Consider the following 14,552-nt stretch of genomic DNA (forward strand, 5'->3'; position numbering starts at 1 on the left):
GGTCACGCTTGTCCCTTGACCCAGCGCAACAGGTCCCCGCGGTTGAAAACCGTACGGAGATAATCCTACATTTTTAGCGTGATTCGGAAGGCGGCAGCCAGAATACGCAATGTCTGTCGGGGACCGTGATCCGCAGCTTGGCGGCGAGACAGTGGTGGATGCGAAGCCTGACTGGTGCGACGCATATCCGATGATTTGAGCTGTCGCGATTTCGTAAGCGGGTAGGGCGGATTAGCGCAGCGTAATCCGCCGTTCACGTACCACAAAGCGGTGGATTACGCCTTTGGCTGATCCATCCTGTGAGCATGAGCTATCCCTTGTCACTTCTTTTGCTAGGCGCAAACATCGCGATGGCCTCCCAGACACTCCTTCCACTCAAAGCAGCAACGCTGACGGAGAATGCGAGCGTAGGTGAAACGCCCGTGAAATAGGTTAGGGTTCCGGCAATGACACCGGCCAGTCCTAACTCGGCGATCACCTTACCTGCCTGTGGCCCGTGCTGGTCAAGCCAGCCGACAAAGCCCGCACACATACCCTGGGCTGCACTTACAGCAGTCTTGGCTAAGCTAAGTTTCTCTGAGGCGTTCTCTGCTGCTTGCACCTGGTCGACGGTCTCTGCAAGCGATTGGAAATCTGACTCAAGACGTTGAAGAGTATCGCGGACCCTTTCGTATCCATCGAGCGCCTCAGGTTCGTTCGGAATCCGAGCGCCCAGGCGCTCTAATTCCTGGCTGATGGACGCCGCCGCGTACCTTGCTAAGCGCGCGAACAAACTTGGATCAGCAACTAAACGCTGAGCGGTATCTTCAGCAGCGTCTGTGTCGGATCGACTTGTTTGAAAGACGTTAGGATCGAAGGTGGACGCGCTAAATACCGTTCTCGCCGCTGGCGGGTTCGCAGTTGTAATGACAGAACCAGCTACTCCCGTTCCTGCCACGCCTTGCTCGTGCTTGATTGAACGAAATACTCCTCCTTCGTATGAGTGTCCGACGAAAGCGGGCAATCTGCTCAGTTCGCGCGGCCCTCTTGCCCCATTAAAGGAAGTGCGTTCATCCACGATGGCACCATCGAACCTCGTGCGTTCTAGCAGAGACGCGTTCCGGAAATTGGCCCCTCTCAGATCAGCCTCACGGAAATCTCCGTTCAGAACCTGGGCAGACGACAGGACAGCGTCGCGAAGGTTTGCACCCGCAAATGAGACATTGTGCAGCGCGGAGCCAGCAAAATCTGAGCCACTACAGTTAGCATAAGTTGCATTGAAGCGAATTAGCCGGGCTCGGCCAAATTTCGAGTTAGACAGATTTGCCGATTGTGCGTTCGCAGATGTCAGATTGGCTTGCGAAAAGTCTCTGCCGGGCAATTCTCTCTTTGAAAGGTCAGTGCCGCTAAGGTCACAACCGCTCAAATCGGTAGCTCCAGCATCCAACAGTTTGAGATCTTCAGGGTTGGCCATTTCGTTGTTCTCTGGGATCAGTAGCGCGTAGGTCGGATTAGAGTAGCGCAGCGTAATCCGCCGTTCACGTACCGCGAAGCGGCGGACTACGCCCTCGGCTAAGTTGTCCCACGAGCTACTTACTTTTCCTCTGATGATTGCGGCGGCTGCGCAGACGATACAGTGGGAGCTGGCGCCGGTCCCGGTCTCGCCTTGGGTTTCTTCGCTTCGGTGATTACCTTCTGCGGCGCACCGGTATCCTCACCGCACCGCCGCTGCTCTGCAAGCGCCGCTAGATACTGCTGTCGCGCTTGAAGCGCTTGTATCTCTGTGTCTGCCGTACCTTGAAAATCCATCCCAAACCAAAGCACGGGCACAACTATCCCGGCGACGCCCGCTGCAACGTTCTGAGCGACCTTTAGACCCTTGTCGGACGCGAGTTGCTGCACCTTCGTATTGTTGGTCTGAACTTCTATCGTGATAGCGGCGCAATCCATGTAGCGATCCTGAGGTTGCACGACAGACACCGGTGCAGGCGCACGCCCGGCGCAGCCGCACACCGCCGCTGCGGCGGCGAGCGCCACGATTGATTTTTGCATAGTTTCCTCCCAGCCGAGAGGAACGTTAGCGACGGATAGGGGGAGCGTCTAGCGGTTGTGGTAAGCTATTAGTTCTAGTGTCAACAGATCATCGTGCTGCGATCGAAGTGCTCCCGTAGAATTACGGAAGAGTCGCGCCGCTCCATCGCACCAAAGCGGTGGGTTACGCTTGGCTAACCCACCCTACATTACCTCAATCCGCAAACTGCCCCGCCGCCTCGATGATCGGCTTCCACCGGTCCACCTCGCTCACCAGCTTCACCTTCAGCGCTTCGGGCGTGGCTTCGTCCTGGGCCACCGGCTCGGTGTTGATCTCGTTGAAGCGCTTCACGAGGTCCGGGTCGCGCAGGGCTTCCTGCAGCGTCTTGGATAGCTTCTTCACGATCTCGTCGGGCGTGCCCTTGGGCGCGTAGAGGCCGTGCCAGGCGCCGACCTCAAAACCCTTCAGGCCGGCTTCGTCGGCGGTGGGCAGGTCGGGCATGGAGGCGAGGCGGGTCTTTGTGGTGATGGCGTAGCTCTTCACGAGCTTGGAGGCGATCGGGCCTGTGGTGTTGGTGGTCTGGTCGCAGGTGAGGTCGATCTGTTTTGCGATCAGGTCGTTCATCACGGGGGCGTTGCCCTTGTAGGGCACGGTGAGCACCTGCTTGTCGATGGCGGTCATGAACAGCATGCCGCACAGATGCGAGGCGGCGCCAAGGCCCGCATTGCCGAAGGTCATCTTGTCGCCGTTGGCCTTGATGTAGGTGATCAGCTCGGCGAGATTGTTCGGCGGCAGGTCAGGCCGGGCGATGATGGTCATCGGCGCGTTGGTGACGAGGCCGATCGGCGCGAATGCCGTCTTGGTGTCGTAGGGCAGCTTGCGGTATAGCGTTGCCGCCGTCGAGATGCCGATGTGGTGGACCAGCAGCGTATAGCCGTCGGGCTCGGCGCGGGCGGCGCGCGCGGTCGCGATCGTGCCGCCGGCGCCGGTGGCGTTCTCGACGATGATGGTCTGGCCCAGAAGTTTCGACATCGATTGCGCCGTCATCCGCGCCACCGTGTCGGTCGGCCCGCCGGCCGCAAACGGCACCAGCAGGGTGATGGGCCGGGCCGGATAGGTCTGCGCGGAGGCCGCTGAGCTTGCCATCGCGAGCACAGCGGCAATCATGGCCAGTCGTTTCACGTCGTGCCTCCCTTTGAGCTTGTTCTTCGTTGGTCGTGCATCTCTACACGTTTTGCGCTGCCGCACAAAAGCGAAGATGTCGCGCGGTACGGCGGGACCAGGCGCTCGGGAGAACTATTGACTTAGATCAACAAAAGGTCCGCCAACTCGTCGCACTCGGATACTGCGCAAAAGCGATCCGAAAGGCCACGTCGGGGTGCTACGCCCGTCCGCGTCGAAGAGACGATTTGGCGACGATTCCACGTCCGATCGAACGGGCTCCCGGTAACCTACAGCATGATCCGGAAAAGTGGAGACCGGTTTTCCGAAGAAGATCATGCTCAAACAAAGAGCGAGAGCGGGATGACGGTTCGAAGAAAAGTCATCACGCTTGTAACCATTTAATCGGAGAGTCTCATGAGAACCTTCAATCGATTGGTGCTGTCAGTCCTTCTCGTCACGCTATCGGCCGCGACCCAGGCTGCGGATTTGAACGGAGCCTGGACGATCGACGCCTCGGCCTGCGGTGACGTGTTTACCAAAGAGAATAACAGGCTTGCTTTCAAGCCGGATGCCGATCTCCACGCGGGCGGCATCATCGTCCAGGGAAGGCAGATCACCGGTACATTTGAAAAATGCACGATCAAGTCGTTGCACGATGATGGATCGAATGTGCGAATGATTGCGGCGTGCTCGGACGGCGTCGCGATTTCGGACGTAGAGTTCGACGTGAAAATCTCCGGAGAGAACAAGATCACCCTCAGCTCCAAGCAGCCGGTGCCGGTGGAAATGCCGTATGTTCGCTGCTCCATGTGAAGTCGGCGCGGCGGCGAAGGTTGAACGACGAGCCGGGCGTCCGGCGCAAGACACCCGCCCTGTGCTCACTGGGCTGCAAGGCCGTAGGCGGGCTTCATTCGCGCGAGCGCTTCGTAATGACGGAGATATTCCTTCGCCATCCGCTCGGAGGTGAACCGCTCCTCGAACCGCGCGCGCACTTTGCGGCGGTCAAGTTCGCCGAGCCGGCCGATTGCCTCGATGGCTTCAGCTTCGCCGTCCACGACGAACCCGGTGATTCCGTCGTCGATCACCTCCGGCACCGAGCCGGAGCGGAAAGCGATGACGGGGGTGCCGCAGGCCATCGCTTCGATCATGACGAGGCCGAACGGCTCGGGCCAGTCGATCGGAAACAGCAGCGCCGAGGCGCTGGCCAAAAATTTCTGCTTGGTCTCGTCATTGACCTCGCCGGTCAGCCGCACCTTGTTGCCATCGATCTGGGGTTCGAGCCGCTCCTTGAAATACGCGCGTTCGCCGCGCGGCACTTTCGCCGCGATACGAAGCGGCATGTTCGCGGCGCGCGCAATGCGGATCGCGACCTCAGGCCCTTTCTCCGCGGTGAGCCGGCCGAGAAAGGCGAGATATCGGCCTTCGTCGAAGGAGGGGCGGAACAGGTCGGCAGGCAGCCCGTGATACACGGTGCCGATCCAGTTCGCCTCGCGCAGCGCCGTGTTCTGGTTGTTCGAGATCGAAACGTAGGGCGCTTCGGGAAACAGGCGCGCGACATCGGCAAGTCCCGGAAGATCCAGCCGTCCATGCGTGGTCGTGAGGAAGGGCACGCCGAGGCGCTTCAGGAGCGGCAGCGGCAGCCAGTCGATGTGAGCGTGGATCACGTCGAACTCGCTTGCGCGCCGCGCGACGGATTCCAGAAGCACCGTCTGGGCCGCCACAGGGTCGACGCGCGGCCGGCCAAGCCGCAAGGCGCGCGGGCAGGCAGGCACTAGCTCGGCCAGCGTTTTTGAATCGCCGCTGGCAAACAGCGTCACCTGATGCCCGAGCTTGACTAGTTCGTCGACCAGCCACGCCACGACGCGCTCGGTGCCGCCGTAAAGTTTCGGGGGAATGCTCTCAGCCAAAGGCGCGATCTGCGCAATCCGCATGTTGCGTCCGAATCCAGCAATCCCCGGGGTCCGCCATCAAAATTCCGAAGCGTCAACTGCACGAACCAGATGCCGTTCCAGCGCTTACCGATATTTTCGGGAATTATTGGCAAACCGGCCGTTCGTAGCGCGTGAGCAGATCGAGCCAGTCCTCCAGCAGGCGGCTCATCAGAAATTTCTCGCGCACGGTTTCCTTGGCGCGCGCCCCGAGCCGCTGGCGCAACTGCGGATCGTTCAGGAGTTGCACCATGCGATCGGCGGCCTGGTCCACCGTGCTGACCAGGAAGCCGTTCTCGCCATCCGTGATCTGGTGGCGGATGCCGCCGACATCGCCGCCGATCACGGCGGCGCCTTTCCACATCGCCTCGGTCACGGTGAGGCCGAATCCCTCGCGTGTCGATTTCTGCAGCACCACAGCGGAGTGGCGTTGCAGCGCATTCACCAGGATCGGATCATCGACAGCGAGCACAATGACGCGATCGTCGATCGAACGCTTGATGGTTTCGAGAATGACGTGGCCTTCGGGATCGTCGCTCGCATTGTTGCCGACCAGCACAAGCGTGCAGTCCACCTGCCGGCGCGCTTTCCGGTGCGCCTCGATCACGCCGATCGGGTCCTTCCACCGGTCGAAGCGCGAAATCTGCGTCACCAGCGGGCGATCGGTCGGAATGCGATGGTACTTCAGCGTGTCCTTGATCTCCTGCTCGGACAGTTCGGCATTCTTGGCGGAAAACGGATCGATCGCCGGCGTCATGAACCGCTGATCGGTGCCGAGGCTTTGCCCGTATTCCGGCAGCGAGAAGATGGCGGCGTCGTACGGTTCGACGAACCCACGCAGATAATCCCACACCGGCGGGTGAGGCGAGGAGAGATCCACGTGGCACTGCCACAACCATGGCATCTCCCGCTCGGCAAAGTGTCGCACCAGCGGCAGCGGCTGCGGATCATGCACGATGACCGCATCGCATTTTTCCAGATGCAGCCTGGTGGCATTCTCGAACACCACCTCTTCGTAGATCGCCTTTTCCTGTTCGGAAAACTCCAGCTCCTGTCCCTGCAATGCATTGTGCAGCTTCTTGGTGCAGGCGAAGAAGCCCGGCGTACCCTGCACCAGATGCCAATCGGTCTCGATCCCCATCGCATTCATCATCAGCGTCAGCGGCGTGAGGATTTCCGTGACGCCGCCGCCATAGAAGGTCGAGCTGATATGCGCGACCTGCATCATGCGCGCGCGGTCGGCCTTTCGTTCGATCCGTTCCGCCGTCGCGGCGCCAATGAGCGGCGCGTAATGTTCGAGTGAATGCAGACCGAGAGTCGAGCGATCGATGGCTGGGGGGAGCAGAGACATAGCTGCGCGCACCTTGGCTGAAGAGTTGAACCGCATCATCTTCCGATCGCGCTTCAGGCGTGCCTTGCGCGCTGGCCTTCAACTGCGGCTGCAGCGGCGACGTTCCAACCACGTCAGTAATTTTATCGAGCTATGCAACGAGCTATGCAAAAAGTGCCCGTCGGGCAAATCACTCGAAAGTCTGTCCATCCCTCGCGCGAAAAATATTCAGCTTCCGTCGTCGGGCAAATCAGTGATTTAACTCCGCGCGTCTCACGCGAATGAGGGGCGGCTCGCGATCGTCACGAACGTTGCGGTGAGATGCGGTGGACGCGGGTGCTGCGACAGACGAACGCAGCTATCCGTGGACGGCGAAGTCGTGTGGTCCTGGCGCCCCGACGCTGGCGCTAAGTCTTTTGCGCGAACAAGTTCGCGCGAGAGGCGACGGTGGCAAGAAAGCCCGGTCACCGGGGAGAGCGCGAAGTAAGCCGTAACACCATCGCGCAGGGAAAGCCGGTGTGAATCGGTTGAACCTGTGGTCCTACCCCCGTGCTTTTTGTTGCACGGGACCCACGGGTGCAACCAGCACCCGGTTTTCCCTGCGCCCTCTGTGCTTCGAGAGGGCGGAACGTGATGCAAAGCTCGGGCAGTTCGTGCCGCGAGAATGCGAACGCACATCCTCTCGCTGTTTGAAATTTGTATCGGAACTCACCACCCGTCATTGCGAGCGGAGCGAAGCAATCCATGCCTCCGAAAGTGGCGAGATGGATTGCTTCGCTCCGCTCGCAATGACGGCGTCAGCGAGCGCGCCGCTCACCGGCAAAACCGCTGCACCACATGCTCCCACAGCCACGCCCACACGATCCCGCCGATGTCGCCGAGTTGCAGCAGCACCGCGACCCAGATGAACGCCGAGACGAAATTCGCGATCTGGAACGGCTGCTGCCGCATCCGCAGCATGCCGGCGACGATCGGCACCGAGGCGCGCAAGGGGCCGGAGAAGCGGCCGATGAAGATCGCGAGCACGCCCCATTTCTTGAGGAAGGCTTCGCCGTGCACCAGAAGATGAGGATACCGCGAGAACGGCCACATCCTGGCGATCGAATGCTCGAACTTGCCGCCGATCCAGTAGGACAGCCAGTCGCCGAACGCTGCACCAAGCGCGCCGGCAAGGAGCATCGGCAGGAAGGCGATGCCGCCGCTCCGCATCATCGCGCCGATGGCGACCAGCACCGCCCAGGCCGGCACGAGCAGCGAGAGGAAGGCGAGCGATTCAGCGAAGGCGAGGGCGAACACGATCGGCGCCGCCCAGGCGCGGTGATCCCTGACGAACTCGACGACATGCCGGGCGGAATCTTCGAGGGACATGGTACCGCCGCTTCCGATCCGCCTTCGCCGTCACCGCCACTGGAAATCCACGATGGGGAAGCCGGTTCCAGGAACATCACTCTTGCCTGCGGAACGCGTTGCGTCATCCGCAGTTTGGAATTGCGGTAAAGAGAACCATGGCCCGGGTTTCGTCGCGATCAAAGAAAATTGTCTATGCGGCCCTGGCGGGCAATCTCCTGGTGGCCGTGACAAAGTTTGCCGCGGCGCTGTTCACCGGCAGCTCCTCGATGCTGAGCGAAGGGGTGCATTCGCTGGTCGATACCGGCAATGAAGCGCTGTTGCTCTACGGCTACCATCGGTCCAGCCTGGAGCCGGATGCAAGCCATCCGCTCGGCTATGGCCGCGAGCTGTATTTCTGGAGCTTCGTGGTCGCGATCCTGCTGTTCGCGCTGGGCGCCGGCGTCTCCCTCTATGAGGGCGTCTTGCATGTGATGACCCCGATCCCGATCGAGAATGTGATGGTGAGCTATGTCGTGCTGGCGCTGTCATTTCTGTTCGAGGGCGCCTCATGGTGGTTCGCGCTGAAGGGATTTCGCGCCTCCAAGGGCGGCAGCAATTATTTGGAGGCAGTGCGGAAAAGCAAGGATCCGCCGTCCTTCATGGTGCTCTTGGAAGATACGGCCGCGCTGATCGGCATCTCGATTGCCGCGCTCGGCATCTATTTGTCGGTCCGCCTGCAACGGCCCGAAATCGACGGTGTCGGCTCGATCCTGATCGGCCTGGTGCTGGCGGCAACCGCCTGGCTATTGGCTCGCGAAACCAAGGAGCTCCTGATCGGCGAACCCGCACATAGCGCGATCAACGCATCGATCGTGGCGCTCGCCGAGAAGGAGCCGTGCGTCGAGGGCGTCAACGGCGTCACCACCGTTCACCTCGCCCCGGACCAGATTGTGGCAAGCCTCAGCCTGGAATTTTCCGATGAATTGCGCACTCCGGACATCGAGCGCTGCGTCGAGGCGCTGGAGAAGCGGATCCGCGCGGCGCATCCCGAAGTGGTCTCGCTGTTCATCAAGCCACAAACCCGCCACCGTTATGAGGCGGTGCGCCGCGGCCGGTTCGGCGGTGGCTAAAATTGAGGCGATCATGCCGGCGTGCGAAATCGAAAGGTCTCTCGCGACTTTGCACTGGCGCTGTCGGAACTTTCGCCCTAATCTCTCATTAGCTTTGCAGTTTCATCCAGCAAGGGAGTGCGGGGATGGCGACGCAAATCGTGATGGATCACACTGGCGACAGCCGGCACAATTTCAATCCCGCCGACGAGAAGGCCCTGCGCGAAGCGCAACTGCGCTTCGACGCATTGATGAAGAGCGGTTACACCGCTGCGGTGCGGGACATGTCGGGACAGCCGACCGTGGTCCGTTCCTTCGATCCGAAGGCCGAAGAGACGCTGTTCTATCCGCGACTTGTCGGCGGCTAGGCCGGTACGTCATGTCCGGCAGGCTGTCGCGGGCGTTCGCCGAGGCCGCGCGGCTCTCGCGCGCGGCTTGGCGGCGGTTCGTCGAATATTGCGTACTGGATGACAGCCAGTCGCGCGGTCTGGCGCTGCTGAAGGAATGGCTGACGCCCGAGCAGCTCGTGCAGTACGAGACGAGCGGCTATTTCGACGTCGTTGGCTGCCACTCCGGCAAACGCTACCGGATCCGGCACGGCACCGGCATGAACATCTATGAATTGGACGAACTCGGCCGGCTGCATGCGGGCTGGTGTTTCGTGCCGAGGGATACGCTGGTGGCCGGCGACGTCATGCTGGCGCAGAAGATCGCGCTCGAGGCCAACGAGCGCTCGGCGCTCGCGGTGGCGCGGAGCTTCCCCGTGCGCTGGCGGCCGACATAGCCGGCCGTCGCAGCTTAGCGTCGCGACAGCGGGGCTGGTGGCGGCGGCTCGGTGGTGCCGGGGCCGAGCGAGCGCTGCACCATCACAGTGTCGGCCCAGCGGCCGAACCGATAGGCGACGCCCGGCAACAGGCCGGCGCGGGCGAAGCCGAAACGCTGATGCAGTGCCAGCGAGGCCGCGTTGTCGCTGTCGATATAGCCGATCATCTGGCGAAAGCCGGCCGCCGCGCACGCGTCGATCAATTCGCCGAGCAGCAGGCGCCCGATGCCGCGGCCGATCTGGTCGTGACGGACATAGATCGAATGCTTTACTGCATAGCGATAGGCCGGCCGCTTCCGAAACAGCACCACATAGGCATAGCCGACCACCTCGCCGTCGCGTGTCGCGACCAGATGGGGCAGGCGATGGTTGCGGAAATTCTTCCGCCGGTCGCGGAAATCATCCGGCTCCGGCACCCCGCTGTCCTCGACGCTGTCGTCGACGCCGCGCCTTATGTGGCGGCGGTAGATCGACAGCATGGCTTCGACATCGGCCTCGCGCGAGGCCCTGACGATGATCCGCTCTTCGTTCATCGGCCGTCACTCGGAAATCACGTAGGTGAACAGGCGCACGCGGCCCGCATCGTCGATTTCCTTGTAGACGCCCTGGATCTCGACTTCGAAGCCCGGGAACGCATTGAACGATGCCTCGAACATCTTGAGGTAATCGATCATCGGCCGCGTCTGTTCCGACAGCCGTTCCCCCGGCACGATGGTGGCGATGCCGGGCGGATAGACCACGAACGGCGTTGCGGCGATGCGGCCCGAAATTTCGCCGATCGGGAGATAATCGACGTCGTTGTGCACGAGGTAGCGTGACGCTTCGCGCGGCGACATCGCGATCTCGGGCAGATGCTCGGGGAGGAACTGCTTGCGCTGCAGCGCGCTCACATCGGCCGCGCGGAAGAAGCGGTGCATGTCGCCGCAGAGGTCGCGCAGGCGCACGCCGGCATAGCGGGCAGGCCGGCGGCGGAAGAATTCGGGGATCACGTCTTCGAGCAGCGCATTGTCGTCATGCAATTTCTTGAAGGCGACGAGCCCCGAGATCAACGTCCCCGCCTTGCTCGCCTCGACGCCGGGGGTGAGCAGGAAGAGCAGGGAGTTGAGGTCGTTCTTCTCGGCCACGATCCGGTTCTCCCGCAGATATTGCGCCACCACCGGGGCGGGGATGCCGTGTTCGGCATACGCGCCCGTGGCATGGTCGAATCCCGGCGTGAGCAGCGTCAGCTTGTTCGGGTCGGTCATGGCAAAGCCCGCCGTCATCTCCGGGAAGCCATGCCAGCTATCGTCAGGCTTGAGCTGCCAGAACGCAGGGTTGGTCGCGAGCTGGTCGGTAGAGATGGTTTCCCAGGCGACATTGTGCGCCCCGCCTTCGCGCGCGACGTCCGGGATCATCACGCGATCCGGCACGAACGGCTCGAAGAACCAGCGCCGCTCGGGACGCGCCTCGTTCTCCTCGAACTCGCGGCGGGTGGCGCGGATTTTCTTGCGCAGCTCGATGCCGAGCCGGATCGTGTCGTCCCACAGCACCTCGCCGGAGCGGCCCTTCATCATCTGCGCGCCGACGTCGAGCGAGGCGAACAGCGGATAGAATGGCGAGGTCGAGGCGTGCTGCATGAAGCTCTCGTTGAAACGCCGGTGTTCGACCCGGCGCTTCTGGCCCTTGATGTGGCGGTCGCGGACATGGATCTGCGAAGCCTGCGAGAAGCTGGCGAGCTGCTTGTGGGTCGATTGCGTGGCGATGATGCCGGGCGCCTCGGGGCCGAGGTCGGCAAGGCCCATCGCGAAGCGGCCGGCATAGATCGGATGGAACTTCATGAAGCCGGCCCAGGCTTCGTCGAACAGGATGTAGTCGCAGAGATGACCGATGCGCCTCAGGATCATCTCCGCACTATGAATGGTGCCGTCATAGGTGCACTGCTCGACCACGGCGACGCGGAAGGGACGGGGCCGCTTCCAGGCCTCCTTGTCCTTGACCAGCGGATGGTTGCGGATGCGCTCGCGCAGCGACGTCTCGTCGAGCATGTCCCAGCGCATCGGCCCGATCAGGCCCCAGGCGTTGCGAACGGTCGGCACATAGACCGGGATGCCGCCGCCGAGCAGCAGCGCGCCATGGTGGGCGGCCTTGTGATTGTTGCGGTCGAACAGCACGAGGTCGCCGTCGGTGACCAGCGAGCCGAGTGCGACCTTGTTGGAGGTGGAGGTGCCGTTGAGCACGAAATAAGTCTTCTCCGCGCCGAAGATCCTGGCGGCTTCCTTCTGCGCCCGCAGTGCCGGGCCCTCATGGGTCAGGAGGTCGCCGAGGTCGAGCACGGAATTGTCGAGGTCGTCGCGGAACACGGCCTCGCCGAGATGTTCGACGAACACGCGTCCGATCGGGCTGCGGCTGTAGAACACGCCGCCATTGTGGCCGGGGCAGGTCCAGAGCTGGTTGCCCTCTTCGGCATAGTCGACCAGCGCGCCGAAGAACGGCGTCTTCAGCGTCTCGGCATATTGCTTGAGGCGGCTGATCAAATTCTTGGCAATGAACGGCGGCGTTTCCTCGGACAGGAACACATAGCCGTCGATGAAGTCGAGCACCTCGACCGGCAGGTCCTCGAACCGCTTGCGGCGGATCAGGAGGATGATCGGGAAGTCGAGGCCGCGCCGCCGCATCAAATTGATCAGCGATGCGGTCTTGCCCTCCAGCCCCTTCTTGCCCCAGTCCACCACCATGCAGCCGATCGCCGCGTCGGTCTGCACCGCGATCTCGGCATCCTCGAGCTTGCGGGCGCGCACGACCTCGAAGCCGGAGCGCTGGATCTCGTCGATGATCTGGTTGAAGCGGATGCCCTCGAGATCCTCCGGATCGAATACGGGCGCCGCGAACAGGAAGGTGAAGCGTCGGAAATAGTCCATCGGTGTCCTCGAAATGGTCCGAGCGAGAAGTCGGCACATTTCGTGACAGGCAGATGACGGTGGCGCCCGCGGGGGAAAATTGTTGGTGGCGAGCCGACGCCGCTTCAATCCGGTACGCGTTGCCTCGGATATTCGAGCTGCATGGCGACGAAATCGGCCGTGCGATCGCCATAGCGTGCTTCGATCCGCAGCAAGGTCTGGTCCAGCGCCTGCGCCGGCGCCAGTGATCCGACCGGTTGCAGCAATCGCTCGGCGGGCCACTGGGCCGCGACCTGATCGGGCAGGATGCGCAGGCCGTTGCGGCTTGGCTGCGCCTCCGCCGTCGCGGCAAAGGTCACGGTGCGCGAACGATAGGTCCGCGACCAGGCGTCGGCGGCGAGCGCGAGCGAGACTTCGTCGATGCCGGGCGCAAGCGCGATGCCGAGCTGCTCCTTGTTCCAGAACGCGAGCGTGTTCCCGATCGCCGTGAGCGCGAACGGTCGTGTGAACTGGAACGCGCCGCTGTCGTGGCGGGCATCCCAATGGGGCAGGCCGATGTCGCGGGCAACGGCTTCTGCCTTCTCGCGGCCGGCGATCGCTTCGACCAGCGTGAGCGACATCGGCATCGAAGCTGTGATCCCCGTTGTGGTCGCAACGCTTTGGTCGACCACGATCCTGCGGTCCCTGATGTAATGGATCGTCGGATGCTTCTCGCGCAGGTCTTTCAGGGAGTACCAATGCGTCGTCGCGCGCTTGCCGTCGAGCAGTCCAGTACTGGCGACCACCATGGTGCCGACGCAGACACCGATGACGATCGCGCCCTTTTGCGCCTGTTGCCTGATCCATTGCACGACGACCGGATCGTCGTCACGGCTCATGGCGGGGACGATGACATAGTCGGCGCCATCAGGGTGCTCGGCATCGAACGCTGCGATGGTGGCATCCGGCTCGACCTTCAGCACCGGAAACAGCGTCACCGGTCCGGGTCTCGTCGCAAGCGTCACCACGTCGGCGACGTCGGCGCGCTTGAGGATGCCATAGGGCATCAGATAGTCGGTGGTTTCGGTCTGCTCATTGATGCCGACGATCGCGATCAGCGGTCGCTGCCGCTTCGGCGGCTTCAACGCCGCGATGGTCGCATCACCCTCCTGGCTTGCGATCGGCGGCGCGTTTGCAGACGCAGCTCGCGAGGGCAGCGTCAGAAGCCAGCCACCACCAATGGTCAAGAAAAGCGCGGCGGCGGCAACACCGCCCCACGCGAAAAGCCGCCAGTTCATTGCTTACGTCGCTCAACGAATTCGTCACCTCGCCCCCTCCGCGCAACTTACTCGCTCACGCCGCGCTCCGAAATGACGCAAATCCGGCAAAAACCGACACAGGGGGCAATGAATGGACAGGGGCGGATCGGTGAATTTCGTCGAAAGCCACTTGCCGAATTATTCCCCTCGTCAAGCAGACGTAGCGAAAAAATTCCTCGTGCTCTCCGGCGGAATAGAACGCGCCTCCGTATGTCCTACTCATGCAAGCTATTTCCTTACAGGAGCTATCATGAAGAACCCATCGATTGGTTTCGCACTCGCCACCGCCATTTCCCTAGCGACGGTCTCCGTGGCGTTTGCCGCACCGCCGACCAAGACCGGAACCACCGCGAAGGGAAGTGTGCTGACGGATGCGAAGGGCATGACTCTCTATACCTTTGACAAGGACACTGACGGCAAGTCTGCCTGCAATGGTCCTTGCGCGACAAACTGGCCGGTGCTGAAGGCTGAGGCGAGCGACAAGGCGGGCGAGGGCTACACCATCATCACCCGTGATGATGGCTCCAAGCAGTGGGCCTACAAGGGCAAGCCGCTTTACACCTTCGCCAAGGATCAGAAGCCCGGCGACATCACCGGCGACGGCTTCCTCAACGGCGCCTGGCATCTTGCGCAGCCGTGATGAGCTGAGCTCGCAATAATGCGAGAGGCGGATCAGCGCAGCAT

Annotated in this window: 14 protein-coding genes; 5 read left to right on the forward strand and 9 right to left on the reverse strand. The window is 62.1% G+C overall.

The window, feature by feature from the left end:
- Positions 1-310: 310 nt before the first annotated feature.
- The 3 genes from YY7_RS57975 to YY7_RS0110735 all read right to left on the reverse strand — a co-directional run bounded on the left by YY7_RS57975 (position 311) and on the right by YY7_RS0110735 (position 3,178).
- Positions 311-1,453, reverse strand: a complete 1,143-nt coding sequence (locus YY7_RS57975) for a pentapeptide repeat-containing protein (RefSeq protein WP_080663664.1) — start codon at positions 1,451-1,453, stop codon at positions 311-313.
- Positions 1,454-1,572: 119 nt separating this feature from the next.
- A complete protein-coding gene (locus YY7_RS51325; RefSeq protein ID WP_155255125.1) occupies positions 1,573-2,031 on the reverse strand; it encodes a hypothetical protein in 459 nt (152 codons plus the stop codon).
- Positions 2,032-2,224: 193 nt separating this feature from the next.
- On the reverse strand, positions 2,225-3,178 hold the full coding sequence (locus tag YY7_RS0110735) for a tripartite tricarboxylate transporter substrate-binding protein (protein WP_035689825.1): 954 nt from the start codon (positions 3,176-3,178) through the stop codon (positions 2,225-2,227).
- A 411-nt stretch (positions 3,179-3,589) separates the two neighbouring features.
- On the opposite strand from YY7_RS0110735, the gene YY7_RS0110740 reads away from it, so the two are divergent.
- Positions 3,590-3,988 (forward strand): hypothetical protein, encoded by a 399-nt coding sequence (locus YY7_RS0110740; protein WP_028163234.1) that lies wholly within the window; start codon positions 3,590-3,592, stop codon positions 3,986-3,988.
- Positions 3,989-4,053: 65 nt separating this feature from the next.
- Here YY7_RS0110740 and YY7_RS0110745 read toward each other — a convergent pair whose 3' ends face one another.
- The 3 genes from YY7_RS0110745 to YY7_RS0110755 form a co-directional block, all read right to left on the reverse strand.
- Positions 4,054-5,106, reverse strand: coding sequence for a glycosyltransferase family 4 protein (locus tag YY7_RS0110745; RefSeq protein WP_028163235.1), 1,053 nt, complete (start codon positions 5,104-5,106; stop codon positions 4,054-4,056).
- Positions 5,107-5,209: 103 nt separating this feature from the next.
- Positions 5,210-6,454, reverse strand: a complete 1,245-nt coding sequence (locus tag YY7_RS0110750) for a glycosyltransferase (protein ID WP_051396664.1) — start codon at positions 6,452-6,454, stop codon at positions 5,210-5,212.
- A 792-nt stretch (positions 6,455-7,246) separates the two neighbouring features.
- Entirely contained in the window at positions 7,247-7,801 is a 555-nt protein-coding gene (locus tag YY7_RS0110755) for a DedA family protein (RefSeq protein WP_028163237.1), read from the reverse strand.
- Between the two features lie 137 nt (positions 7,802-7,938).
- On the opposite strand from YY7_RS0110755, the gene YY7_RS0110760 reads away from it, so the two are divergent.
- From YY7_RS0110760 to YY7_RS0110770, 3 genes are all read left to right on the forward strand, one after another.
- The gene (locus tag YY7_RS0110760) at positions 7,939-8,892 is read left to right on the forward strand and encodes a cation diffusion facilitator family transporter (RefSeq protein WP_028163238.1); all 954 of its coding nucleotides are present in this window, start codon (positions 7,939-7,941) and stop codon (positions 8,890-8,892) included.
- A gap of 125 nt (positions 8,893-9,017) precedes the next feature.
- Positions 9,018-9,239: a hypothetical protein gene (locus tag YY7_RS0110765; RefSeq protein ID WP_028163239.1), complete on the forward strand. Its 222-nt coding sequence runs from the start codon at positions 9,018-9,020 to the stop codon at positions 9,237-9,239.
- A gap of 11 nt (positions 9,240-9,250) precedes the next feature.
- Positions 9,251-9,655, forward strand: a complete 405-nt coding sequence (locus tag YY7_RS0110770; protein WP_245287252.1) for a hypothetical protein — start codon at positions 9,251-9,253, stop codon at positions 9,653-9,655.
- A gap of 14 nt (positions 9,656-9,669) precedes the next feature.
- Here YY7_RS0110770 and YY7_RS0110775 read toward each other — a convergent pair whose 3' ends face one another.
- The 3 genes from YY7_RS0110775 to YY7_RS0110785 form a co-directional block, all read right to left on the reverse strand.
- A complete protein-coding gene (locus tag YY7_RS0110775) occupies positions 9,670-10,227 on the reverse strand; it encodes a GNAT family N-acetyltransferase (RefSeq protein ID WP_028163241.1) in 558 nt (185 codons plus the stop codon).
- 6 nt (positions 10,228-10,233) lie between these two features.
- A complete protein-coding gene (locus YY7_RS0110780) occupies positions 10,234-12,591 on the reverse strand; it encodes an Orn/Lys/Arg decarboxylase N-terminal domain-containing protein (RefSeq protein ID WP_028163242.1) in 2,358 nt (785 codons plus the stop codon).
- A gap of 104 nt (positions 12,592-12,695) precedes the next feature.
- Entirely contained in the window at positions 12,696-13,847 is a 1,152-nt protein-coding gene (locus YY7_RS0110785) for a DJ-1/PfpI family protein (protein ID WP_028163243.1), read from the reverse strand.
- A gap of 271 nt (positions 13,848-14,118) precedes the next feature.
- Between YY7_RS0110785 and YY7_RS0110790 the strand changes: the two genes are divergently transcribed.
- Positions 14,119-14,508 carry a COG4315 family predicted lipoprotein gene (locus tag YY7_RS0110790; RefSeq protein ID WP_028163244.1) on the forward strand — a complete coding sequence of 130 codons (390 nt, stop codon included), beginning with the start codon at positions 14,119-14,121 and terminating at the stop codon, positions 14,506-14,508.
- Positions 14,509-14,552: the final 44 nt, after the last annotated feature.

It is taken from the genome of Bradyrhizobium elkanii WSM2783 (assembly GCF_000472865.1).
GTDB classification, from domain to species: Bacteria; Pseudomonadota; Alphaproteobacteria; order Rhizobiales; family Xanthobacteraceae; genus Bradyrhizobium; species Bradyrhizobium elkanii_A.

What these genes read in the sequence shown, in the direction of transcription:
- YY7_RS57975 (WP_080663664.1), bottom strand. Translation starts at nt 1,453, where the DNA reads ATGGCCAACCCTGAAGATCTCAAACTGTTGGATGCTGGAGCTACCGAT.
- YY7_RS51325 (WP_155255125.1), bottom strand. Translation starts at nt 2,031, where the DNA reads ATGCAAAAATCAATCGTGGCGCTCGCCGCCGCAGCGGCGGTGTGCGGC.
- YY7_RS0110735 (WP_035689825.1), bottom strand. Translation starts at nt 3,178, where the DNA reads ATGATTGCCGCTGTGCTCGCGATGGCAAGCTCAGCGGCCTCCGCGCAG.
- YY7_RS0110740 (WP_028163234.1), top strand. Translation starts at nt 3,590, where the DNA reads ATGAGAACCTTCAATCGATTGGTGCTGTCAGTCCTTCTCGTCACGCTA.
- YY7_RS0110745 (WP_028163235.1), bottom strand. Translation starts at nt 5,106, where the DNA reads ATGCGGATTGCGCAGATCGCGCCTTTGGCTGAGAGCATTCCCCCGAAA.
- YY7_RS0110750 (WP_051396664.1), bottom strand. Translation starts at nt 6,454, where the DNA reads ATGTCTCTGCTCCCCCCAGCCATCGATCGCTCGACTCTCGGTCTGCAT.
- YY7_RS0110755 (WP_028163237.1), bottom strand. Translation starts at nt 7,801, where the DNA reads ATGTCCCTCGAAGATTCCGCCCGGCATGTCGTCGAGTTCGTCAGGGAT.
- YY7_RS0110760 (WP_028163238.1), top strand. Translation starts at nt 7,939, where the DNA reads ATGGCCCGGGTTTCGTCGCGATCAAAGAAAATTGTCTATGCGGCCCTG.
- YY7_RS0110765 (WP_028163239.1), top strand. Translation starts at nt 9,018, where the DNA reads ATGGCGACGCAAATCGTGATGGATCACACTGGCGACAGCCGGCACAAT.
- YY7_RS0110770 (WP_245287252.1), top strand. Translation starts at nt 9,251, where the DNA reads ATGTCCGGCAGGCTGTCGCGGGCGTTCGCCGAGGCCGCGCGGCTCTCG.
- YY7_RS0110775 (WP_028163241.1), bottom strand. Translation starts at nt 10,227, where the DNA reads ATGAACGAAGAGCGGATCATCGTCAGGGCCTCGCGCGAGGCCGATGTC.
- YY7_RS0110780 (WP_028163242.1), bottom strand. Translation starts at nt 12,591, where the DNA reads ATGGACTATTTCCGACGCTTCACCTTCCTGTTCGCGGCGCCCGTATTC.
- YY7_RS0110785 (WP_028163243.1), bottom strand. Translation starts at nt 13,847, where the DNA reads ATGAACTGGCGGCTTTTCGCGTGGGGCGGTGTTGCCGCCGCCGCGCTT.
- YY7_RS0110790 (WP_028163244.1), top strand. Translation starts at nt 14,119, where the DNA reads ATGAAGAACCCATCGATTGGTTTCGCACTCGCCACCGCCATTTCCCTA.